Annotated in this window: 15 protein-coding genes; 10 read left to right on the top strand and 5 right to left on the bottom strand. The window is 56.8% G+C overall.

Annotated elements, in window-relative coordinates; genetic code table 11:
* Nucleotides 1-10: 10 nt before the first annotated feature.
* Together M4951_RS05585 and M4951_RS05580 are read right to left on the bottom strand one after the other, a co-directional pair.
* Complete coding sequence (locus tag M4951_RS05585) at nt 11-1,447, bottom strand: magnesium chelatase (RefSeq protein ID WP_262025493.1); 1,437 nt, start codon at nt 1,445-1,447, stop codon at nt 11-13.
* 102 nt (nt 1,448-1,549) lie between these two features.
* On the bottom strand, nt 1,550-2,932 hold the full coding sequence (locus M4951_RS05580; protein WP_262025492.1) for an HD domain-containing protein: 1,383 nt from the start codon (nt 2,930-2,932) through the stop codon (nt 1,550-1,552).
* 370 nt (nt 2,933-3,302) lie between these two features.
* On the opposite strand from M4951_RS05580, the gene M4951_RS05575 reads away from it, so the two are divergent.
* From M4951_RS05575 to asnB, 5 genes are all read left to right on the top strand, one after another.
* Complete coding sequence (locus tag M4951_RS05575) at nt 3,303-5,126, top strand: hypothetical protein (protein WP_262025491.1); 1,824 nt, start codon at nt 3,303-3,305, stop codon at nt 5,124-5,126.
* A 247-nt stretch (nt 5,127-5,373) separates the two neighbouring features.
* Nucleotides 5,374-6,768, top strand: coding sequence for a c-type cytochrome domain-containing protein (locus M4951_RS05570; RefSeq protein WP_262025490.1), 1,395 nt, complete (start codon nt 5,374-5,376; stop codon nt 6,766-6,768).
* Nucleotides 6,769-6,819: 51 nt separating this feature from the next.
* Nucleotides 6,820-10,116, top strand: a complete 3,297-nt coding sequence (locus M4951_RS05565; protein WP_262025489.1) for a DUF1549 and DUF1553 domain-containing protein — start codon at nt 6,820-6,822, stop codon at nt 10,114-10,116.
* Between the two features lie 40 nt (nt 10,117-10,156).
* Entirely contained in the window at nt 10,157-11,446 is a 1,290-nt protein-coding gene (locus M4951_RS05560; protein WP_262025488.1) for a PQQ-binding-like beta-propeller repeat protein, read from the top strand.
* Nucleotides 11,447-11,543: 97 nt separating this feature from the next.
* Nucleotides 11,544-13,460, top strand: coding sequence for an asparagine synthase (glutamine-hydrolyzing) (gene asnB / locus M4951_RS05555; RefSeq protein ID WP_262025487.1), 1,917 nt, complete (start codon nt 11,544-11,546; stop codon nt 13,458-13,460).
* 848 nt (nt 13,461-14,308) lie between these two features.
* On the opposite strand, the gene M4951_RS05550 is transcribed toward asnB, so the two are convergent.
* Genes M4951_RS05550 through M4951_RS05540 form a run of 3 tightly spaced genes read right to left on the bottom strand, consistent with a single transcriptional unit; the run spans nt 14,309 to nt 17,061 of the window.
* The gene (locus M4951_RS05550) at nt 14,309-15,166 is read right to left on the bottom strand and encodes an ABC transporter permease (protein WP_262025486.1); all 858 of its coding nucleotides are present in this window, start codon (nt 15,164-15,166) and stop codon (nt 14,309-14,311) included.
* Between the two features lies 1 nt (nt 15,167).
* Nucleotides 15,168-16,025, bottom strand: a complete 858-nt coding sequence (locus M4951_RS05545) for an ABC transporter permease (RefSeq protein ID WP_262025485.1) — start codon at nt 16,023-16,025, stop codon at nt 15,168-15,170.
* 25 nt (nt 16,026-16,050) lie between these two features.
* Nucleotides 16,051-17,061 (bottom strand): ATP-binding cassette domain-containing protein, encoded by a 1,011-nt coding sequence (locus tag M4951_RS05540; protein WP_262025484.1) that lies wholly within the window; start codon nt 17,059-17,061, stop codon nt 16,051-16,053.
* A gap of 197 nt (nt 17,062-17,258) precedes the next feature.
* Here M4951_RS05540 and ispF point away from each other — a divergent pair, with 197 nt between their 5' ends.
* The 5 genes from ispF (at nt 17,259) to M4951_RS05515 (ending at nt 24,711) form a co-directional block, all read left to right on the top strand.
* On the top strand, nt 17,259-17,747 hold the full coding sequence (gene ispF / locus M4951_RS05535) for a 2-C-methyl-D-erythritol 2,4-cyclodiphosphate synthase (protein WP_262025483.1): 489 nt from the start codon (nt 17,259-17,261) through the stop codon (nt 17,745-17,747).
* Nucleotides 17,748-17,927: 180 nt separating this feature from the next.
* The gene (gene cysS / locus M4951_RS05530) at nt 17,928-19,451 is read left to right on the top strand and encodes a cysteine--tRNA ligase (RefSeq protein ID WP_262025482.1); all 1,524 of its coding nucleotides are present in this window, start codon (nt 17,928-17,930) and stop codon (nt 19,449-19,451) included.
* A gap of 159 nt (nt 19,452-19,610) precedes the next feature.
* On the top strand, nt 19,611-20,858 hold the full coding sequence (locus M4951_RS05525) for a hypothetical protein (RefSeq protein ID WP_262025481.1): 1,248 nt from the start codon (nt 19,611-19,613) through the stop codon (nt 20,856-20,858).
* A 437-nt stretch (nt 20,859-21,295) separates the two neighbouring features.
* Nucleotides 21,296-22,309, top strand: coding sequence for a DUF1559 domain-containing protein (locus M4951_RS05520; RefSeq protein ID WP_262025480.1), 1,014 nt, complete (start codon nt 21,296-21,298; stop codon nt 22,307-22,309).
* A 68-nt stretch (nt 22,310-22,377) separates the two neighbouring features.
* A complete protein-coding gene (locus M4951_RS05515) occupies nt 22,378-24,711 on the top strand; it encodes a parallel beta-helix domain-containing protein (protein ID WP_262025479.1) in 2,334 nt (777 codons plus the stop codon).
* Nucleotides 24,712-24,738: the final 27 nt, after the last annotated feature.

The following is a 24,738-nucleotide window of genomic DNA, read 5'->3' as shown; positions in this document are numbered from 1 at the left end:
ACGCTTTCTGTTATTCGAACTCGTATTCGATCCGACCATGCTGCTGCGAGCGAGAAATGCGATCGAGCGCGTGCAAGCCGGCCAACACAAACTCGACGCAGGAGGCCCGCATCGCTTCGTTTTCCGATGCGTTCAGCTCAAACGCTTTGTCCCAGATCGGCGGCACATGCTGCAGACGATCGGCGTATTGGCTAGAAGGAAGCAAATCGCCCACTTCGATCTTCACGCCGCGGCTGAAGATCTGGCCGATCTCTTCCAGTCCATGCTGCTCGACATATTCGCTGAAGACGATCCGGACCGCTTCGGCGACCAGCGCATCCAACACCTGACGTTCCGACATTTGATGGCTTCCCATCATGTCGAGCTCTAACTTGCCGAGCGACGACGAGTAGAGATGCCCCAGGTCCGAGAGACGCACGACCGCCGGCTTCTCGCCCAAGATGATGCCGCGATGTCGAGCGCTGGCGACCGCCGTCCGAAAGTTGGCGATGCTAAAACGAGCGCTGACGCCGGACTGATGATCGATGTATTTGCTCTTGCGACCGCAAACGGTGATCTGCTCCAGGATTTCGCGAATGAAGTAGGGAACGACGACGGGATAATCGCCATCCAGTTCGACCGCCGCTTCCTGCTGCATGATCTGAATGCCAAGATCGCGCTCACGCGGGTAATGCGTATGGACGACCGTCCCGATGCGATCCTTGAGTTGTGGAATCACTTTGCCGCTGCGATTGTAAGTCGCCGGGTTCGCCGAGAAGAGCAACAGCAGATCAATATCGAACTGCACCGGATAGCCCCGAATCTGCACGTCTCGTTCTTCCAGCATGTTGAACAGCCCGACCTGAACCAACTCGTCCAGTTCCGGCAGTTCGTTCATCGCAAAAATGCCGCGATGCATGCGGGGGATCAATCCAAAGTGGAGCGCCTCTTCGGTCGACATGCTGACGCCGCCGACCAGTTTGGCCGGATCGATTTCGCCGATCACGTCGGCAAACTTGGTGCCTGGCGCCAAACGTTCGACATACCGATCGTCGCGCGACCACCAGGCGATCGGCACTTGGTTTTCGTCATGCGTCGCCAGGTAAGTTTTGGCGACGCTTGAGATCGGATGGTACGGATCTTCGTGAACGGGGCAACCGGGAATGTCGAGATACGGCACTTCCTCATCCAGGAACCGCGAGATCATCCGCATGATGCGGCTCTTCGCTTGTCCCTTCTCGCCGAGAAACAGCATGTCGTGCCCGGCGATCAGCGCCAGGTTGATCTCGGGAATGACGGTATCGTCATAACCGACGATGCCGGGATAGAGGGTCTCGCCAGCGGCGAGCATGCGAATGAAATTGTCGCGAATTTCGTCTTTTACGCTTTTCGATTTCCAGCCGCTTTCGCGAAGTTCGCTCAGCGTGTGCGGTCGATGGGTCCGCCCGGCGGACGATTCAGACGCCATAAGTTTCCTGTGGCAAAGATTCGTGAGTGGGAGCGTCGCAGCGCATTATAGCGCGCGGCGACGTATCGCCAACTCACGAGGAAACTTATCCCCTGCGAAGGTTCACATGTTGGTCAAATCGTCGACCCGATTTCCGCCAAACAACGCGTCCAGGGCAGTCGATAACTGCGGCGCGTGGTCCGTATTTTGCGCATAGATACGACAAATCTTGCGGCTGATCGGCAAACTGCGAAAAATTTGATCGCTCGTCAGCGGCTTCGCTTCGTTTTGTGCGGCATCGTACAAATAGTTCTGCTGCGCCGTCTCATGGCGAAAAATGTAGCGGCTGACCGCGACCTTTAGCGGCAGTTCCTTGAGCTCTGCGGGCAACCCTTGGCGAATCGCAAATTCGGCCATTTGGTCAGACTGCAAAATGTTCGACTGCTCGGTGGTCGCATCATTGAATCCGAGCGAGCGCTCGCAAACAAACTTCCACTCAATCTTGCGCTGCAGCAATTGATCCCACCGCTCGCCCAAGGCGCGAACTTCGGGATTGTCGCTTTGGCTCCAGCGCGCGACATCGATCAACAGCGAAAACTCGGTCAGTTGACGATACCGATCCAAGTCGGCCGACGGATCGCCAGGAAAGAAGTGCTGGCGGCTATCGCGAAACAAGTCTTCCAACGTTTTGTCGATCGCCATCACTTCGCGATGAAAATAGACGTTGTGGAACAGCTCGGCTCGCACGTTCATAAAGCGGATCAGCGCGCCCATGCCGCGGTGATGGATCGTCAGCCCTTTCGGCGTGAAAAAGCTGTAGTGAAGCAATCGATCGAGATCGTACGAACGGCTGCTATAGCCGGTCATGTAGGCGTCACGGAGGACGAAATCCATGTTGTCGATCGTATAGATGCCGCTCAGCAAACTGCGCAAATGGATCAACCACGGCGGATAGGGCGTCCCCTCCTCTTCACGAGGGCGTTGGATCAGCCAGGCGATCTGCTGCGGGTCGATTTGTTCATTGGGATCGAGCACGCTATTGGGGTTACGCCGCAATTGTGACAGCATTCCAGCTAGTTTTTGTTCAATAATCTGGGCTCCCAGTTTTTCGTGGGTCAGATTAAATTGCGACAAAAAGTGGGTGTCAAAGAAATGGCCAAACGGACCATGTCCGACATCATGCAGCAGTCCCGCCATACGCAATAACGTTTCGACATATCCCCGACTGGGGAGATCGGCGCACGACGCTTGCAAGCTGGGATAAAGCTGGGCGATGGCGCGGCTCGCCAAGTGCATCACCCCCAGAATGTGCTGAAAACGGGTATGTTCGGCCGTCGGATAGACCCACCAGGCGGTTTGCAGCTGATGAATCTGCCGCATCCGCTGCACCCAAGGAGAGTCAATAATGTCACGCTCGGTCACTTCTCCCGGTTCGCCGTCCACGACGAAGGGGATGTAGCCGTGAATGGGGTCCGAACAGAGACTTTCGCTGGAAAATGGATTCATCCGGCCGATTATGGAACTTGTCCCCATTAGCGTCCACCGGGTTTGCCCTCTTCAGTCAGGTTGCATAAACTGCGCAGGCGTTTCAGAATCATTAATCCGAAACATTCGGTACAACTTGACGGAAGTACGGCAAGACGCTCTGAATCGCGCCGGATTCCTTACGACACATTGTTTTTATTTGAGTACGCCGCTGCCGATATTAAGAGAGTGCGCGACAGGCGAACATCTGTGCACACTCTCTCGATCAGGCAGTTAATCAGAAGGCGGAGGAAGAAAAGAAGTGAAATTTCGCATGCCACCGAGTTTCCGTTTGGCAATTTGCGCAATTTGCGCCGCCACTTCCTCCTCACTAGCCCTCGCGGTTCCGCCGATGGCCGATCTGCTACCCGAGACGACGAAGAGCTACATCTCGACCCCCGACATGGACGAACTGCGCGCTCGTTTTGATGCGACCCAGTTAGGGGAATTGGCGGCTCACCCCAATATGAAACCGTTCGCGGACGATCTGGCCGAACAGCTCAAAGCGAAGCTGTCTGACGGCGGCGTCAAACTGGGGATCACCTTCGCTGACCTCAAAGGGGTCTATAACGGTGAAATCTGTGCTGCGATGATCCAACCGATCAAGGACGACGACAAATCGCACGCGATGGTGTTGCTGGTCGATATCACCGGCAAATTGAAGCCGGCCCAGGCGTTGTTGGCGAAGATTGAAAAAAACCAGGTCGAACAAGGCGCCGTCAAAGCGACCCTCAAGATCGAAGGCGTCGACGCAGTGAAGTTCACCTTTCCCAAGAAAAAGGGAGAGGTCGAAGCCAAAATCGCCTTCTATCTGATCAACCAAGACCTGCTGCTGGCCGGCGACAACCTGGATGTGTTGACCGCGATCGTCAAAGCCCAAGCGGCCGGCAAAGCGGCGAAACCCCTCTCCGACTTTGAGCCGTTCGTCGAAGTAAAGAAACGCTGCGAGCAAGACGCCAACGGTCTGGTCCCCAACATTCGCTGGTTCGCCGAACCATTTGGCTTTGTCGAAGTGATGCGAGCGCAAGCCGGCGGTCGTAAGAAGCGGGGCAAAGATATCTTGAAAATGCTCGAAGGCGAAGGCTTTGAAGCCCTTCAAGGGGGCGGCGGGCTGATCAATTTCAACGCCGGCGCTGACAAGCAATACGACATCCTCCATCGTGAGTTCGCTTATGCTCCGACCGACCCCAACGCAGCCGCCGGGGATCGTTTTGTGCTGGGCGCCCGAATCATGGACTTCCCGAATGGGCCGATTGAACCGCCGCCCGTGTGGGTACCGGACGAAGTCGCGACTTACTTCTCGGTCCGCTGGGACATGCAAGACGCGTTCAAGTACGTCAAAACGATCGTCAACGCTTACGCCGATGACGAGATCTTCGACGAAGTGATGGAGAGCTTGAAAGAAGATAACCTCGGTCCGCAGGTCGATATCCCTAACGACATCGTGCCGTTTCTCGATGACGAAGTCATCATGATTTCGGATGCCGCGGTACCGATCACGCCCAATAGCGAACGTCGGTTATTCGCGGTCGAAATCACGAACGTCGCGATGGTCAAAGCGGCGATCTGGAAGATTCTCGAGAACGAACCGAACGCGGAGCCGATCGAGATCAAAGGCGCCGATGGAAATTTTGACGCCTGGCGTATCGAAGAAGCCGAAGAAGAACTGCCGACGCTGACGATCATTGGCCCCGGCTTTCCGACCGCTTTCGTCGCGGCTCCTAATCCACAACCGGCGCAAAAATTGCCGAACATGGCGATCACGATCCATGACAAATGGCTCTTCGTTTCGTCGCACGTCGGACTGTTGGAAAAAGTATTGCAAAACAAGGGGAACCTCTCCAACTCGGCCGATTTCATTCGCGTGAAAACGGCGCTGACCGATTTGGGCTTGGCTCAGGACAGCTTTTTTCAATTCGGACGGACCGACGAGATGTTCCGCGTCACGCACGAAATGATTCGCACCAATCGCATGCCCGAAGCGAAATCGCTGCTCGGCGAAGCGATCAATCGCATCTGGCGCATCGGTCACGAAGACGAAGTCCGCCGGCAAGAGCTCGACGGATCGAAGCTCCCTCCTTTCGCCCAGGTCGCTCCCTTCCTGGGACCAGGCGGCTTCTTCGTCAACACCGAAGGAAACGGCTGGATGATGACCGGCGTGACGCTGCGGAAGTAAATCCCTCCCAGGATCCCCGTCCAACCAACGATACCCAGGTGCGCTTCGGCGCACCTTTTTTTGTGCCTGGGGGGCAATCTTCCCCGCGATCCCTCCGCCAGAGCGGGAAATTCTTGCAATCTCGCCAACTTTTCGGTTAGCATTAACCATTAGTCATCCCGCGACGCCCATCCTCGGCGGCGCTCCTCCCCTTGCCTGCTCACGATTCCTCGATCAAAGCCAGCGCTTTCGAAAAGGATCCGTTGCGATGCCATCGAAGCTGTTCGTATTCTCTTTGGTTCTCCTCTTCGCTCCCTCGCTGATGGCGGAAGAAGAGCGAACGGTTAGTTACTACCGCGACGTTCGTCCGATCTTGCAGGCCAACTGCCAAGGCTGTCATCAGCCGGCCAAGCAAGGAGGCGAATACGTCATGACCGATTTTGAGAAGCTGATCGCAGGCGGAGAAAGCGGCGGCGCTGCAATCGTCGCTGGCAAACCGGACGAAAGCTATTTGATCGAGCTGATCACGCCGGCCGAAGGCAAAGCCGAAATGCCGAAAGGAAAAAAGCCGCTTACCGAAGCCGATCGTCAAACGTTGACGCTTTGGATCTCGCAAGGCGCGAAAGACGATACGCCGGCTTCGACGCGCCCGACGATTGATCATGATCATCCCCCGATCTATTCGTTGCCGCCGGTGCTGACCTCGATTGAATACTCGCCCGACGGCGGCCTGCTGGCCGTTTCCGGCTATCACGAAGTGCTGCTGCAAAAAGTGGACGGCAGCGGCGTCGCCAAACGTCTGGTCGGCATGTCCGAGCGGATCGAATCCGCACGGTTCTCCCCCGATGGCAAACGCCTGGTCGTCGCAGGCGGATCGCCGGGTCGCTTGGGCGAACTGCAAATGTGGGACGTCGAGAGCGGCGAGCTGACCTATTCGATACCGGTTTCGTACGACACGATCTACGGCGCTAACTGGTCGCCTGACGGTAAACAAGTTTCTGTCGGTTGCGGTGACAACACGGTCCGCGTTTTCAACGCCGAGACCGGCGATCAGGTGTTGTTCAACGGCGCTCACGAAGATTGGGCGCTCGATACGACTTTCTCGGTCGACGGTTCGCATCTGGTTTCGGTCAGTCGCGACATGACGATGAAGCTGTACGAAGTCAAAACCGAACGCTTCATCGACAACATCACCAGCATCACGCCGGGCGCACTCAAAGGGGGCATCGCCGCGGTGATGCGTCATCCGACCGAAGATCAACTGCTGATCGGCGGCGCCGACGGCATCCCCAAGATCTATAAGATGTTTCGCGAGAAAGATCGGAAGATCGGCGACGACTTCAATTTGATTCGCGCCTTTCCGGCGCTGCCGGGCCGCGTGTTCGATGTCGCGTTTTCTCCTGACGCATCGCTGGTCGCCGCTTGCAGCAGCAACGACCAAACCGGAGAGATTCATCTGTTTAACACGGCCGACGGCAAACTGCTTCGCCAGATGGCCGAGCAGCAAGGCGCGGTCTATTCGATCGCTTTCAGTCCCGATGGCGAACAATTAGCTTCGGTCGGCTTTGACGGCGTCGTTCGTATTAACCAGGTCAAAGACGGTACGCTGGTGCGTCAGTTTTCGGCCGTTCCGCTGGCCGCTCAAACAGCCGCGGCAAATTAAATATTCCTACGATCTCGCAGCGCTATTATCCCCCGGCAAGGAAACGCTTTCATGATTTCGCGAATCTTTTTCAGCCTGTTGCTCGCGCTCGCCGTGTCGCTCGGTTCGACACGCGCCGAGAATACGATCCCCGCCGGAAAGCAGTTGGTCAAAGTTGACGTTTGGCCCGAGCGGATCGAACTTGATTCTCCCTTCGCTTACGCCCAAGTGCTGGTCACCGGCACGCTCGACTCGGGCGAGATCGTCGACCTGACTCGCGTCGTCGAGCGCAAAGATGAATCGACGCAGTTCAAAATCACCCCCAATGGCCTCGTTTCTCCCTTGGCCGACGGCGAGACGCAACTTGTCCTGAAGTACGCCGATCACGACGTCAGCGTACCGGTCAGCGTGCGAAACCTGGAAGCGGAAGTGCATGCCGACTATGTCCGCGATGTGAATCCCGCGATGTCGAAAATGGGTTGTAATCAAGGGACGTGCCATGGGTCAAAAGATGGCAAGAATGGCTTCAAGCTGTCGCTGCGCGGCTACGACCCGCTGTACGATCACCGAGCTCTGGTCGACGATGTCGCCGGTCGCCGTTTCAATCGTGCGGCGCCCGACCAAAGCCTGATGCTGCTCAAATCGAGCGGCGCCATTCCGCATGTCGGCGGTCAACTGACCAAGCCCGGCGATCGCCGCTACGAAATTTTGCGCAACTGGATCGCAGGCGGCGTGAAACTGAATCTGGAGTCGCCGAAAGTTACTTCGATCGAGATCTTGCCGAAAAACCCGGTCATTCCGCTGCCGAAGATGAAGCAGCAGTTTGTGATTCTCGCCAACTATGCGGACGGCACGACCAAAGACGTCACCGCCGACGCATTTATCGAAAGCGGCAACATCGAAGTCGCCGTGGCCGACGCCTACGGCGTGTTGTCATTGCTGCGCCGCGGCGAAGCGGCGGTGCTCGCGCGCTTTGACGGCGCCTACGTCGCAACCACGGTCACCGTCATGGGCGATCGCAGCGGCTTTGAGTGGACCAATCCGCCAACCGAGAGCTATGTAGATGAACTGGTGTATGACAAGCTGCAGCGCGTCAAAGTGCTCCCCAGCGGACTTTGCACCGATGAAGAGTTCATCCGCCGCGTCTATCTCGACCTGACCGGGTTGCCGCCGACATCCGAAGACGTGAAAGCCTTTCTGGCCGATACGACCGCGACTCAGGCCAAACGCGAAGCGTTGGTCGATCGCCTGATCGGCAGCGCGGCGTTTATCGAATTTTGGACCAACAAGTGGGCCGACTTACTGCAGGTGAATGAGAAGTTCCTGGGTGAGCCCGGCGTTCATGCGTTCCGCGATTGGATCAAAGAATCGATCGCTGAGAACAAGCCGTACGATCAGTTCGTCCATGAGATTCTGACCGCATCCGGCTCCAACATCGACAATCCGCCGAGCTCTTACTACAAGATTCTCCGTGACCCGGAAGGGGCGATGGAGAATACGACGCAGCTCTTTTTGGCGGTCCGTTTCAACTGCAACAAGTGTCATGACCATCCGTTTGAGCGCTGGACGCAAAGCCAGTACTATCAACTCTCGGCTTTCTTCGCCCAGGTTGGTCGTAAAGAGGACAAGCATTTCGTCGGTCAGCGGATCGGCGGCACGGCGGTCGAAGGGGCTCAGCCGCTGGTCGAAGTGATTTACGACACCGGGTCTGGCGAAGTGAAGCATCTGCTGACCGGCGATGTGGCGCCGCCAGAATTTCCGTATCAGAACGAGCTGGTCGAAGACGCGGACAGCCGTCGCGAAAAGCTCGCCGACTGGATGATCTCGCCCGAGAATCAATACTTCGCCAAGAGCTATGTCAATCGACTCTGGGGCTACCTGTTTGGGGTCGGCATCATTGAACCGATCGACGACATTCGCGCCGGCAATCCGGCCGCCAACCCGCAGTTGCTCGATCGCTTGACGCAAGAGTTTCTCGAGAGCGATTTTGACATGCAGGCAATTCTCCGTCGCATCTGTAAGTCGCGCGTCTATCAGCATTCGGTCGAAACCAACCGCTGGAACGATGACGACGGCATCAACTATTCGCATGCCCTGCCCCGCCGCTTGCCGGCTGAAGTACTGTTCGATTCGATCCACCAGGCGACCGGCAGCACAGCCAAGTTGCCCGGCGTACCGACCGGATTTCGCGCGATGCAATTGCCTGACGTCTCGGCGCGCATTCCGTTTCTCGACGATTTTGGTCGCCCGCCGCGGGAAAGCTCGTGCGAATGCGAACGCTCGGGCGGCGTGATGCTGGGCCCGGTGATGAAACTGGTGAACGGCCCGACCATCGCCGATGCGATCGCCGATCCCAACAGCGAACTGACCAAGCTGACGCGCGAAACGCCGGATGATGAGAAGCTGATCGAAGAACTCTTCCTGCGATTCTTTGCCCGCAAGCCGACGGTGGAAGAGCGCGATCTGGCGATTCGCACGTTGCACGAATCGATCGGCGACTATGAAGAAGCGCAAGAAGAGCTAGCCAAGTACGACGCCGACCTGATGGCCAAAATGCCGGAGTGGGAAGCAAGTTCCGCCCGCACGCCAGATTGGACGCCGCTGACCGCCTCCGCGATGAAGTCGACCGTTGGCGCCGAGTTCAAGTCGCTAGAGGATCAGTCGATCCTTGTCTCCGGCACGCTGGCGAAAGACGAATACGAACTGGTCTTTCCGACCGACCTGGCCGGCGTCACCGGCATCCGGATCGAAGCGCTGGCCGATTCTAGTCTGCCTGCTGGTGGTCCGGGTCGTGCGAAAAATGGCAACTTTGTCCTGAGCGAACTGAAAGTCGCTGCGACCAACGCCAAAGATGCGGCTCAAACTGCCGATGTGCCGCTTACCGGCGGCGAAGCCGATTTTTCGCAGCAAGGTTGGGCCGTGCGGGGAGCGATCGACAACAACCCGGCCAGCGGTTGGGCGGTGAGTCCTGAGTTCAACGTGCCGCACGTCGCGATCTTTGAAACGGCCGATGATGCGGGATTCGCCGAGGGAACCAATCTGACGGTGCGGATGAACTTCCAATATCCCGACGGCAGTCATCTGCTGGGCAAGTTCCGCGTTTCGGTCACAACTAGCCCGCGGCCGCTGCACTTAAAGAGCAACTTGCCGCAGGAGATCCAAGATATCTTGGCGCTGGCCGCGGCCGATCGGACCGATGAACAGACGAAAAAGCTGACCGAGTTCTATCGATCACGCGATGGTCGCCTGAAAGAAATGCAAGATAAGGTTGCGAAACTCGCCGAACTGGAGAAGAATCAACGCTTGACCGGCGTGCAAGACTTGGCTTGGGCGTTGATCAACAGTCCTGCCTTTTTGTTCAACCGTTAGTCACGGCGGCCGCTGGTCGCCACACGAAGGGATTCGTTGGATGCGTATCAATTGGTTGCTCTTGGGTGCGTGTCTGGCGATCGTCTCTTCGGCGTTGGCCGATGATTGGCCGCAGTGGCGCGGCGAAAATCGGGACGGCGTCTGGCGCGAAGATCGCATCCTGCGCAAGTTCCCAGCTGAGGGTCCCGAAGTCCAATGGCGAGCGCCCATCGGCTCTGGCTACAGCGGACCTACCGTCGCTAGCGGCAAAGTCTATGTCACCGACCGCCTGGTCGAACCAAAGCAAATCGAACGCGTTCATTGCTTCGACGAACGATCGGGCGAGAAACTCTGGTCGCATGAGTACGACTGCCCTTATGTGGGCGTCGGTTATCAAGCAGGCCCTCGGGCCAGCGTGACGATCGACAACGGCAGCGCCTTCGCGCTCGGCACGATGGGCAATCTGTTTTGCTTTGACGCAGCGAGCGGCGCGATTCTCTGGCAGCGCGATCTGAACGCCGAGTTAAAGATTCGCATGCCCGACTGGGGCATCGCCGCGGCGCCGCTGGTTTACCGCGATCGCTTGATCTTGCAGATCGGCGGAGCGGACGGCGCCTGCATTGTCGCTTTGAATACGAAAACCGGCAAAGAAGAATGGCGCGCGCTGGACGATCGCGCCGGCTATTCGGCGCCGATCTTGATCAAGCAGGCCGGTGAAGATGTCGTGGTTTGCTGGACCGGCGATAGCGTCGCCGGCATCGATCCCAAAAATGGGAAAGTCTTCTGGCGATTCGCTTGGCCGCCGAGAAACATGCCGATCGGCATTTCGACGCCGGTCGTGCAAGGAGATCGCCTGTTTCTGACCGACTTCTATGATGGCGCGCTGATGTTGCGACTCCATCAAAACGAACCGACCGTCGAAAAATTATGGCTGCGCGTCGGTCGCAGCGAGCGCGATACCGACGCGCTGCAATCGATCATCAGCACGCCGGTCTTTTTGCCAGGCGTCATCTATGGATGCGATAGCCATGGCGAGCTACGTTGTCTCGATCCACAGACCGGCGATCGTATCTGGACCGATCTAACGGCGACTCCCCCCAACCGCTGGAGCAACATTCACTTTGTGCAAAATGGACCGCTCTTTTGGCTCTTCAATGAAAAGGGAGAGTTGATCATCGCGAAGCTGTCGAAACAGGGATTCCACGAAATCGACCGCGCGAAAATCATCGAGCCGACCACCGCCCAACTTTCACGTCGCGGCGGGGTGACCTGGGCGCATCCGGCGTTCGCCGGCCGGCACGTTTTTGTCCGAAATGACCAGGAAATCATTTGCGTGAGTCTCAAACGTTGATTTTCGCCCAATTTTTCTGCTGCTAGTCGCCACGCGATGCCCGATTAAAATAAGGGCTCTTCCCATTTTCACGACCGACAGCAAGGCGAACTAGCGCGTGTGCGGCATCACCGGGGCGGCATGGACCGATCCACAACTAGCGGTTTCGGCCGAGGCGCTGCGGCGAATGACCGACTGCATTTCGCATCGCGGTCCCGATGACGCCGGCTATCTGCATCGAGAGCTGGAAAATCGCAATCCTTATCCAGCAGTTCCCGGCGTCGCCTTGGGGCATCGACGACTCTCCATCATCGATCTAGCCGGCGGCAAGCAGCCGCTCTCCAACGAAGATGAAACCGTCTGGACCATCTTCAACGGTGAGATCTACAACTTCGGCGCGCTGCGGGGGCGCCTCGAAGGAGGCGGGCACGCGTTTCGGACGCACAGCGACACCGAGACGATCGTCCATCTGTACGAAGACGAAGGGCCTGACTGCTTTCGCCATTTCAACGGGATGTTCGCGATCGCGATCTGGGACCTGCGTGAGCGGCGTTTGGTATTGGGGCGCGATCGACTGGGGCAAAAGCCGCTCTATTACTATCATCACGCCGGGCGAATCGTATTTGGGAGCGAACTGAAAACGCTGCTCGCGCTGCCCGATGTGCCGCGTGAAATCGATCCGACTGCGATTGACGAGTACCTGACTTACCAATACGTCCCGCATCCCAACACGATCCTGAAAGGGATCAAGAAGCTGGCGCCCGGCGAGTTGGCGGTTTTTAGCGACGCCGGTCTGCACGTCGAGCGGTATTGGAAACCGGACTTCACGCACGAAGATCGCCGTTCCCCTCCCCTGCAAGACGCCGAACTGCGCGAACTGTTTGACGACGCGGTCCGCTTGCGACTGCAAGCCGACGTGCCGTTGGGCGCGTTTCTCTCTGGCGGCGTTGATTCGTCATTGGTCGTTTCGTCGATGCAAAGGCAGAGCGATCGCCCGGTGAAAACTTTCTCGATCGGTTTTCCGCAGAAGGAATATGACGAGACCAGTTTCGCCCGTCAGGTCGCTCAGCACTTGGGAACTGAACACCACGAATTTCAAGTCACCCCCAGTGCGCTCGAGATCTTGCCGAAACTGATTTGGCACTACGACGAGCCGATGGCCGACAGTTCCGCGATTCCAACCTGGTACGTCTCGCAGCAAACCCGGGCCGAAGTGACGGTCGCGCTCAGCGGCGACGGGGGGGACGAATTGTTCGCCGGCTATCGTCGCTATCGAGCGGTTGGTCTGGGAGCGATGATCGATCACTTGGGCCCATTGAAACGCGTGCTAGGCGCCAAACTCTGGCAAAAGCTCCCTTCCAGCGGACGTCAGAAGTCGCGATTACGACAAGCGAAACGCTTCGCCGAAGCGATTGCGATGGCGCCAGAGCGGCGTTATCTCGACTGGGTCAGCATTTTCAACGAGACGCGTCGCGGGCAGTTGTACACGGACGAGTTTGTCGCGCAATTGTCCGATAGCGACCCGTTTGATTTTCTGAAAGCCGCCTGGCGACGTAGCGGCAAACGGGATGCGATCACCTGCGCTTCGTTGGCCGATCTGACGACCTACTTGCCGTGCGACTTGAACTGCAAGGTCGACATCGCCTCGATGGCGCACGGGCTCGAATGCCGGCAGCCGTTTCTCGACTATCGGCTGGTCGAATATGCGGCCGCATTGCCGATTGGCCGCAAGTATCAACGAGGACGCGGCAAGCAGATCTTACGGAAGGTGTTTGGCGATCGGCTGCCGGTGCAGATCTGGGATCGCCCCAAGATGGGCTTCGGCGTGCCGCTGGACTATTGGTTCCGGCACGAACTGAAAGAACTGCTGATCGATTCGCTATTGTCCGAAAAAGCGCTCCGCCGCGGACTCTTCCGCGAAGAGACGGTCCGTGAGTTGCTCGACGAACACATGTCGGGACAATTCGACCATAGCGCCCGGCTCTGGGCGCTGTTGGTGCTAGAGCTTTGGCAGCGCGAGTGGATCGACGCGTAACGCATTCATTCGCTTCGCATCTCATCTTGGCATCTCTTTTCTTCGTAGCTCGAAACGCGAGTTTTGAGGTTGCGCTATTTCGAACCGATTGAACACTAGCCCGCCAGCGCCAGCGAGGGAATACGGTTCGCCACTTCAATCCGTGTTAGGATCGCCAACTCTATTCCCTCGCTGGCGCTGGCGGGCTAGTGTGACGGTTTCCTGCTAGCTGACCCATTTTGATTTTCCAACGATTGAAAGTGAAGACGGTGCTGCGCGGCACGTATCGACATCAACCGCACGGCGTTAGCCGCGGTTTTTGTCTCCAATTTTCCGTCGACAAAGAGTTCCTGTCAGAAACCGCGGCTAACGCCGTGCGGCTGATTTTGGGGGAGAAGCTAGACGACAGGGGACTCTTTGTTCAGCTTGCTGAAAAGCGCTCTAGTGTGACGATTTTCGGTGGATTCAGCCCCTGTTTTATCGTGCGTCGCCCGTGTTCAATACTTCCTGAATTGCTAAATATCGCAACTTCAAAAAGCACGAGCGAGGGAAAATCGCTTGGCTACTTCAAACCGTTTTGGAATTGCCGACCGCATTTCCCTCGCTCGCGCTTTTTGAGGTTGCGCTATTTTCCAAACCACGCCCGGTTGGCCGCGATAGCTCCGCTATCGGGGCCGACGAAGTCGGTAAGAGGCAGCGAGCCGTGGTCGGATCTGATAGCGGTGGTTGCCGCGCCGTTTGAAATGGCCCCGAACTACATACCGGGAACTAATGCCTCCTACGGCTGCGCCGCCCCGATAGCGGAGCTATCGCGGCCAACCAGAGAAAGAGCGCAACCTCAAAACTCGCGCTTCGGGCTACGAAGATCATTACGAAGAAGCGCTGCGATAGCTGAGCAGGGCTCGCTTGAAGACCCAGCGTGAGCCGAGGATGCTGCCGGTGGTGGCGACGACGGCGAAACAGGCGAGCATGATATTTTCGCTCGACGAAATCCCCAGCGGCTTCGCCATGATCCGCGCCGGTACGTTGACCACCACCAAAATTGGGATCGCGAACGTAAAGATAATCCGTAGCGTGTCGCCGATTCCCCCCTGGTAGATCTCCATCGGGTAGCGGGAAAAGCTGGTGATGTAGAACCAAAAATCGTACAGCGACTGGTTTCGGCCGAGCCAGATGCTGGTCGCCGCCAACACGATCATCAAGCTGTAGAGAATGCCGACGCCGCACAATAAAAACAGGGGATACGCGATCAACATGTAAGACGTAATCACCAGCGGCTGGTCAGGGCGTTCGGTCAAATTCCAGAGCGAAATGCTAAGCAAGACCAGGCCGAACAAAAAGTTCGACATCGACGGCCAGTTCACCTTCTGAAACGAAATCAAAAACTGCGTATCAATCGGTTTGAGCAGCGCAAAGTCGAGCCGCCCTGTCCGGATCAATTCGGAAAATTCCTGGGCGTTCGGCATAAAGAAGGTCTGCATCAAACTGTTGATAAAGAGAGTCGTCGCTAAAAAGACGAAGAACTCGTACTTCTTCCAGCCGGTCCCGTCGCCGATCTCGGCCGTAAAGGTGAAGATCAGCAGATAGAACCCCAGGTTCATCAACACCCACGACAAGCTCGAAGCGCATTCAATGACGAAGTTGCTGCGATAGCTCAAGTCGCGGATCAAACTGTTCCGCACAAACGTGTAAAAGACCGGCCAATACGCCGCGCGATCCGAAGACATCTTAACCTCCGTATCCGCTATATCGTTTGACGCCGTAATGCAGCGCCATGCGACAGGTCACGTAAAAGAAAATCACCCAGGCCAACTGCACGACCAACCCGATCACCAGTTCTGTCCCTTGGATCTTTCCCAGAAAAACCGCCGCCGGAAAATAAGCGAGATACATCAGCGGCAAGACGCGCACGATTGTTCCCCACGGGCCGCCGACGCTGTCGAGCATGTCGAGCGGAAACATGTGCCCCGAAAGGAAAAAATTGAACAACATATAGACGAATAGCAGCGAACTGACTTCCAAAAACCAGAAGCCGATCATGCCGATCGTCGCTTCCATAAAAAAGCCGAGTGCGAAACTCATCAACAGGGACGCAAAGAACGCCAGCAAAGTAGTCGCGGGGGGCCAGCCTCCAAAAAAGTCGCGACAGAGCCAAAAGACCAGCGCGAACGGCAGCGCGGCGACAATGTAGTAGGTCAGTTTGTGCGCCAGGCGATTGAGAAACATGAACGAAATCAGATCCAACGGCTGGATCAGATACTTCTTGATCTCCCCTTCGCGAATTTGCAACGCAATCCCCGAGGCCAGCCCCGGCATGCTGGAGAAGGCGCGGCTAACCGTCGACAGCAGGTAATAAGCGACGATATTGTCGTAGGTGTAGCCGGCGATTTTCGCCTGGTCGGCGCCTTCGCCGGTGGTGGCCCGAATCGAGCCAAAGACGGCGTACCACAAAAAGACTTGCGTCACGATCGGCAAAAAACGCATCAGCGTGCCGAGCATGAAGTCGCCGCGATAGACGAGCTTCTCGTGAAAATTGATCTTGAAGATTGCCCACCAGGTCGAAGCGCGGGCCGCCAATTCGGTCATGACGTTAGGTCCTTCGCTGCGAGGATTAGTGGATAGCGGCCGGTTCGGGCGACTGCCCTTTGGACAACGAGAAGACCTCGGCGATCACTTCTTCGAGCGGCGGATCTTCGACGCTGACATCGGCCAGCTCGTACTGATCCAAAATCGAACCCAGCACGCGGCCGACCGCATTGCGATCAACCCGAATCTTGGCGCGAGGATGCTGAATCTCAATCACATCGCCAAACCGCGATAGATCGCCGGGCACGGCTTCTTGTTCAAATTGCAGCGTGACAATTTTATGACCGCCAAACCGATCGATGATTCCAGAGAGCGATCCGTCATAGATGATTTCGCCCCCGGCGATCACGACCACGCGCTGACAGAGCGCGGCGATATCTTTCATGTAGTGACTGGTCAGCAGCACCGTGATCTTCCGCTCGGCCTGATAATGCTTCAGGAACTTTTGAATGTTGTGCTGCGCGACGACATCTAGCCCGATTGTCGGTTCATCCAGAAACAACACCTCTGGCGAGTGCAACAGCGCCGCGATCAGTTCCATCTTCATCCGCTCGCCCAGCGACAAGTTGCGGACCGGCTGATTGAGCAAACGACGGACATCCAACAGATCGGTCAATTCGTCCTGGGTGCGCTGAAACTCGTTGGCGTCAACGCGGTAGATCTTCTGATGGAGCCGAAAGCTGTCTTGAGCCGGCAGGTCCCACCACAGCTGATTCTTTTGCCCCATCACCAACGCAAATCGGCGACGATACCCATTTTCGCGTTTCCAGGGGACATAGCCCATGACCGTCGCGTTGCCGCTGGTGGGGTTAATGACGCCAGAGAGGAGCTTGAGCGTGGTCGTTTTTCCGGCGCCATTGGGGCCGAGAAACGCGACGAATTCGCCCTGGTCTACGGTCAGATCAATCCCGCGAACCGCTTCAACGGTCTTGTAATCGCGGTGAAACAGCCCCTGAATCGAGGCGAACAGCCCCTCTTTTTTCTGGTAAACCTCGTACGTCTTCGTCAGTCGTTGGATTTCGATAATTGGGGGCATAATTCGATTGTAACCCTGACGGGTCATGAAGGAAGTGCAGGTCGAACCAGTGCGGTAAACGCTGCGACGTTGGCGTTACTCGTTCGCGTTGTCGGTTTTCGCCAAGTGAGCTATAATCGCCCGCCATTGGAAGTTCACGCAAGGTGCGTAAACTCTGTCGGCTTTTATAGTTACCATCCCAACCCCAGCAACCCGTCATGATCCGCATCGGTTTAGGACACGACACGCACCGGCTCGCCGAGGGTGGTCCGCTTCGCCTGGGAGGAGTCGATATTCCACATGACCAACATCTGGTCGGTCATAGTGACGCTGACGTTTTGATGCATGCGATCACCGACGCGTTACTGGGCGCCGCTAATTTGCCCGACATCGGCGAGTGGTTCCCCAATAGTGCGGCCGAAAATCGCGGCCGTGATTCGGCCGACTTTCTCCGCTTCGCCTATCACAAGGTGAATGAAGAAGGCTGGCGAATTATCAATATAGATACCGTCATTTTTGCTCAGGAGCCCAAACTTTCGCCTTACAAAGAGGCGATGCGCATGGCTCTGGCCAAAATCCTCACGGTCGAACCAGAACAAGTCGGCATCAAAGCCAAAACCGGCGAACAAGTCGGCCTGGTCGGTCGCCGCGAAGCAATCCAAGCCGAATGCGTCGTACTGCTCGAGAAGATTGACGAGTTTATATGAACAAGAATTCAATGGGGTCAGGTCCCCTTTTTTGCAGCAAAAAAGGGGACCTGACCCCATTGAATTCGCCCCCGTCACCAATTCCTAGTGAAAAAATATCGCCACGCTAATCACGATTCTTACCGTGTCTTTCCGTGATTTATCCGTGTCCTCCGTGTTCCATTCTTCATCCAAAAAGCCATGACCATTCGCGTTTACAACACGTTGTCGAAAACCAAGGAAGAGTTTCAAACGGTGACGCCGGGCAAGGTAGGGATTTATCTCTGCGGCCCCACGGTCTACGCCGAGGCGCATATCGGCCACATGGTGGGCCCCGTCATTTTTGATACGGTCAAACGTTATCTCGCCTACTCGGGTTATGAAGTAAACCTGGTCGTCAACATTACCGACGTCGATGACAAGCTGATCAAAAAGGCGACCGAGCGCGGCATCAGCATGGAAGAAGTCGCGAATGAGAACATCGCCGACTATTTGCATAACCTCTCTGCGCTGGGCGTTGACCAAATCGATCAGATGCCCAAAGCGACCGAGACGATGGACGGCATCATCGCGATGGTCGCCGAGCTGATCGAAAAAGGGTTCGCCTACGCCTCGGAAGGGGATGTCTACTTTGAGGTCACCAAAGACCCCGAGTATGGCAAGCTGACCAATCGAACCGTCGAAGCGATGCAGGGAGAAGGAGGCGAAGCCGCTTCACGCAAACGTTCGCCTGGCGACTTTGCGCTCTGGAAAAAAGCGAAAGCCGGCGAACCAAGTTGGAAGAGTCCTTGGGGCGACGGCCGCCCCGGCTGGCATATCGAATGCTCGGCAATGAGCAAGGCGATTCTGGGCGAAACCTTCGACATTCATGGGGGCGGACTCGACCTGATCTTCCCTCATCACGAAAACGAAATCGCCCAAAGCGAATGCTGCCACGCCAAGCCGATGGTCAAATATTGGATGCACAACGGGCTGCTCCGCAGCGATCCCGCTGCCGGAAAAATCGGCGGTCGCGCCGAACGTGAAGGCGCCGCGGAAGCCGGCGGCAAAATGAGCCGATCAGGCGGCGCGGGCGGTCTGGCCAAGTTGATTGAGCGTCAGTCGGGCGAACGGATCCGCTTTTTCCTCCTCCGGACGCACTACCGCAGCACGATCCTCTTTAGCGAAGAAGCGATCGCCGAAGCCGGCGTCGGACTCGACAGCTTCTACCGTTTGTTCGAACGGTACGAACGTCTGACCGGCGAAAGCTTTTTCGATCTGCCGGCCGCCAAGACGCGGAAAGATGGCGATTTCGATCCGAAAAAAGAGGACTTGCTGGTCGCGATCGCCAAGCATCGCGACGCCTATCTCGAAAAGATGGACGACGATTTCAACACCGGCGGCGCGGTGAGCGAACTGTTTGAGATTGCCCGCTTGATTAACAAGACGATCGATCAGCAAAAGCTGGAAGGCGACACATCGGCCGATCTGACCAGCATCAAGAAAGCCTTCTCGGTTTTGCGAGAACTGACCGGCATCCTCGGTATTTTTGTGACGGCGCCAGAGAAATCATCCAGCGGCGACAGCGAACTGGTCGGCCAGCTGATGCAGCTATTGATCGACGTCCGCGCGTCGGCTCGCCAAAAGAAAGACTTTGAGATGAGCGACATCATCCGCGATCGCCTGACCGCGCTGGGCGTCACCCTCGAAGATCGCAAAGAAGGCGCGACCTGGCGACTGGGCTAGTTCCGCGTTCCAAGTTTCTCCCTAAGCTGTCGAGGTTGTCTCGGCGGCTTTTTTTGTGCGCTTTCTCCGTAAATTTGTTTGCCGTTCGCAACCGTCAATCATGGTCGGTACAATCAGCGTATCTCTTCGCCCCTCTTTTTTTAGCGACGCCCTTTCATCATGAAACGCTTCTTCCGCTTCTCGCTGCTGGCCCTGATGCTGGCGGTGACTGTTGTCGCGGTCTTGCTCGCCTATGTCGGCTACTATCGCGTCCGTTCCGCTCGCTTCGCCAGCGTACAAAGCGAACTTGCAGCCAACGGAGGAGCGATGACGTTGACGACGGAAACCGAGGAGGAAGACGAGCAGCCAGCGTCCAGTTGGGCGGATGGCCTCTTTGGCGAAAACGCTTTCGCCGAACTGGAGGAAGTGACCCTGTTCCTGAACCAACCAGCGCCTGGATTGGTTGGACGAGTCATTCAGTTTGACTCGCCGGTCTGCATGAACGCCTACGGCCAAGGAATTAGCGACGACGACGCGATCGCGATTGGCGCTTCTTCGATCGAAGAACTCGATCTCGACAGCACTACCCTGACGCCAAAAGGTTATGCGATTCTGGCCCGCGCTCGCCAACTAAAGCATCTGACGCTAGTTGGCGGTGAAACGCAAAACGAGAAATTGGCTCCCATGGCGGACTGCGCCAGTCTAACGGAACTGACGCTGATTGACGCCGATATGACGCCTGAGCTGGTCGATGCGATCGCCGGTATCCCATCGCTCCGCGAGCTCTTCCTATATCAAGTCCGCTGGCCCAACGCCGCAGGCTGGCAGGCGCTCGGCAAGGTTACCCAGCTCGAAACGCTTCGGATTACTTCTTCAAAAACGCCAGCGGGCGCTTCGCCGGCGCTGCGAGATCTGCCGAATCTAAAGCGTATCGAAATCGATTTTGGCGACTTGCGATCGTTTGACGGCGTCCGCGTTTCGCCGGAGTTCGTCCAAGAGTTGGCGGCGATCAAGTCGTTACAGTCATTAGAAATCGGCCTGATGAAAGTCGAGCCGCCGTTGGACGCCTGGCCTGCGCTGGAAACGCTGACGAAGCTAACACAGCTCTCGCTGCTGAAGGTGCGCGGCGTCGAAGACTTCACCGCGATCACCACCGCGACCCATCTAAAATCATTGAACGTCGGCGAAGGCATTCAAGATTCGTCGCTCGCCGGCTTGGACAAGTTGACGAATCTAGAGCAGCTGACGATCGAAGGTGAAGCGGCTACAGAGAACATGCTCGAAATCGTGGCGAAAGTGAAGACGCTGCGTCAGGTCACGCTGGGCGCCAAGGTCACCAAGGAAGCGGTCCAGCGTCTGAAAGAAGCGTTGCCCAAGTGCAAAATCACTTTGCTGAATTCGACCGGGCAAGAAGTGGAAAGCCTTTAGATCTCTGACGATGTGACGGAAACAAAATCGTTCGCCGGTTCTAGCCGGCGCTGAATACTCGCATCCAAAATTGCCGCTCTTCCCCGTCAGCAGTGGGAAGCACTAGCGATACGGGCCGATAAGATCGGCGTTCTTTATCTTCCGTGAGCAACGATTGGTACGTCTTTCCGACACCCCAACGGCGATGCTCGGCGCGACCTACGATCTCCCAAGAATCATGACGTAGCACCAAACCGTCGACATCGCAATTATTGCCACCCACCGCATGTCATTTCAGAATGCCGGTAAAATCAAATAAACGAACCGGTTTTTCCTGTAACTCCCATCGCTACACGGTAGGATTGATCTTTAGATCAAGCGATGCCGATCTATCCGTGAAAGATCCGCTCGCTCACACTTCCTTATCTCTTCTCTCCATTCTCACAGGGAGCGTCGCCATGTCTTCTTCTAAGGTGGGCCGCCAGGGCTTTACACTAGTCGAACTGCTCGTTGTTATCGCGATTATCGGCGTCTTAATCGCTTTGCTCTTACCGGCGGTTCAGCAAGCGCGCGAAGCGGCGAGACGGATGTCCTGCTCGAACAATCTCAAGCAAATGGGCATCGCGTTGCATACCTATCATGACACGTTCGGCAGTTTCCCTCCGGCGGCGACGCTTAACTACAGCACGTCGAGTTCAGGCGGCGGGGATTGGATCACCAGCGGCAATGCGGCGCTGCTCCCTTTCTTGGAGCAAGGGAATCTGAAGGATTTGTATGATTCGACGGAACCGTGGGAGGATCAATCGTCTGTCGTAGCGCAGACGGTTGTGGACACCTTCGTCTGCCCATCGAACGCCGGGGACAAAACGCTCACGCTCGAATTTCTGTCGGCCAGCGGCTACTCCGTGGGAAGCAAACTGGCGATCACCACCTATCTCTTCAGTCGCGGAGGCTATTTAGGATGGTGCAGTAATCCACGGACGGCGCCAGCGGCGGAACGCGGCATGTTTGACGTGAATTCAAAAACGCGCTTGGCCGATGTCCGCGATGGCAGCAGCAATACGATCGCGATGGGCGAAGGAGCAACCGGCAAGCGGGGAGAAATCGGCGAGGGCTGGGGCAGCACGACGGTCTCGACGACGATGATTCCGGGCCAAGCGTGGATGGTTCCGACTCCCATTCCTAGTGACTTTGTCTCGGCTGGAGTTCCCTATTCGGCCAGCATCTACGGATCGACCTACGAAAAGATCAACAAATATCCGGTGACATCGTCCTATATGGATGTCGACAGCATGACCGACTGCGTCGGCAATACGACCGATACGATCAGCGGTTTTCGCAGCTATCATCCTGGCGGAGCGCTCTTCTTATTCGGCGACTCATCAGGGCATTTCATCAGCGAAACGATCAACATGACGACCTATCGCGGCTTGTCGACCATGGCAGGCAACGAAGTCGTAACGCTAGAATAGACGGTTTCCGAAAAGCTTCTCAAGAATCGCGCCCAATAGTCGGCGCGATTCCCCGGATTTAAATCATCATGTTTGGCGAGAATCCTTTCTTAAGCCCCGCGCAGACTTGGCTCCGCACACTCACATCTCTATCGACGCTGGTCGCAGCAGGCGTCATCCTCGCTCCTCTTTTCGCGGAAGAAGCGACGACGCAGGCGCCGGCAATCGTCAATATCGACGCCGGCGACGGCTTTCAAGAGCGATTGCAGGGACGCTTGATCACAGCGGCGCCCGGTGAAGTGATTATCTTGCCGGTTGGTCGTTTCAAGTTGGATAAAGAACTAAACGTCGCGGCGAGCAGCGTCACAATTCGCGGCCAAGGGCCTGACCAAACCATTTTGCAGTTCGCCGGTCAGCGAACCGGCTCGCATGGCTTGTTGGCGACCGGTGACAATCTAGTGCTGGAAGATTTCGCGATTGAAGACGCTGCCGGGACCGCGTTGAAAACGCTCGGGTGCCGCAATGTGATCTTTCGTCGCCTGCGAGCCGAATGGACCGGCGGCGAGAAGCCTACCAACGGCGCGTATGGCCTTTATCCCGTGCAGTGCGATAACGTCTTGATCGAAGCGTGCACGGCGATCGGCGCTTCCGACGCCGGCATCTATGTTGGGCAATCGCGGCAGGTCGTCGTTCGCCGCTGCCGGGCCGAGAGAAACGTCGCCGGTATCGAGATCGAGAATACGATCGACGCAGACGTCTACGAAAACGTGGCGACAAACAACACCGCAGGCCTTCTCGTTTTCGATTTGCCGGGTCTACCGCAACGTAACGGCAAACGCGTGCGAGTCTTCAACAACCAAGTGACGAAGAACAACCACGTTAACTTCGCTCCGCAGGGTAACCTGGTGGCGACGCTTCCCCCAGGCACCGGCATGATGGTGATGGCGACCGACGATGTCGAACTGTTCCAAAACGAGATTTCGGCCAACAAAACGTGCAATCTGGCCGTGCTCAGCTATGAGACGGCCGGCACGCGCCACTCGGATGCGAATTTTGACCCGACGCCCGAGCGCATCTCGATTCACGACAACCGTTTTTCCAGCGGCGGCGATCAACCTCAGGGAATCTTGGCCCAACAATTGGCCTCATTTTTCAGCGATCAGTTTCCCGACATTCTGTACGACGGCGTGCGGCCTCCGAATTACGACGAAAAGAAGCAAGGGCCGTTGATCTATCTAGAGAACAATGGCGAAGCAACCTTCGCCGACATTCAAATCGGGCAACTGACGCCGCAAAATCTGCTGAGCGGTAAGTACCAGATCATCCGAAACACAGACGCCTATCAGAAACCAATCGCGGCGCTGTCCGAAGTGAAACTGACGCCGCACGCTCCAGCACAGGGAACCGTCAGCGCAGCGGTCGCCGTTTATCGCAGCGCGCCCAAGCGACTATCCGAATGGGGCTTGTTTGTCGGCGACGGATCGTCGCAGCAGCCAGTCGACGGCGTAATTCCGTACGACTTGAACACGCCGCTCTTTTCGGATTACGCCTCGAAATATCGCTTTATCCGCTTACCGAAAGCAGCGTCTATCGATTGGCGCGACGACGACGTATTGGATTTTCCGGTCGGGACGGTGATCGCCAAAACCTTCGCCTATCCCACCGACATGCGCGACCTGGACGCCGGCCAAACATTGCTGGAGACGCGAATTCAAATCCGCAAGGAGACCGGTTGGTACGGCTTCGCCTATATCTGGAACGATGAGCAAAACGAGGCGATGCTAAGCCTGGGAGGGGGCGAGATCAACGCCAGTTGGATTCATACGAACGGTGCGCGTCGAACCAATCAGTACCGCGTGCCGAACGCGAACGAATGCTTGAACTGTCATCGCAATGATCGCGAGTTCACGCCGCTCGGCCCGACCGCACGCAATTTGAACCGCGAGTTCGCCTATCCGCACGGCGGCGAAAATCAATTGTCGCATTGGAGCGCCCGCGGCTGGTTAAGCAACGCTCCGCCAGAAGCGCGGCGCCCTCGACTGGCCGACTTCCAAGATCCGACCGGCGACATCGACCGGCGTGCGCGCGCTTACTTGGAAGTCAATTGCGCCCATTGCCATAACCCGACGGGGACAGCGAGTACTTCGGGGCTCGATTTACGGTCGGCGCAGACCGACCCGTTTCAATACGGCGTCTGGAAGCCGCCGGTCGCAGCCGGACAAGGCGCTGGCGATCGTAAGTACGACATCGTACCGGGACATCCCGAGGCCTCGATTTTGATGCGGCGACTTGAGTCATCCCAATCCGCCATCCAGATGCCGCCGATCGCGCATGAAATCGTGCACGATGAAGGAGTGCGGATCATTCGACAATGGATCGAGCAGCACCCAACGGTCGAGCCAACCGATCACGGCAAAAATTAAACATCGAAATTCGCCGCGATCAGTCGG

Source organism: Blastopirellula sp. J2-11, assembly GCF_024584705.1.
Taxonomy (GTDB): domain Bacteria; phylum Planctomycetota; class Planctomycetia; order Pirellulales; family Pirellulaceae; genus Blastopirellula.
This window is presented reverse-complemented; position numbering and strand designations above follow the sequence as displayed.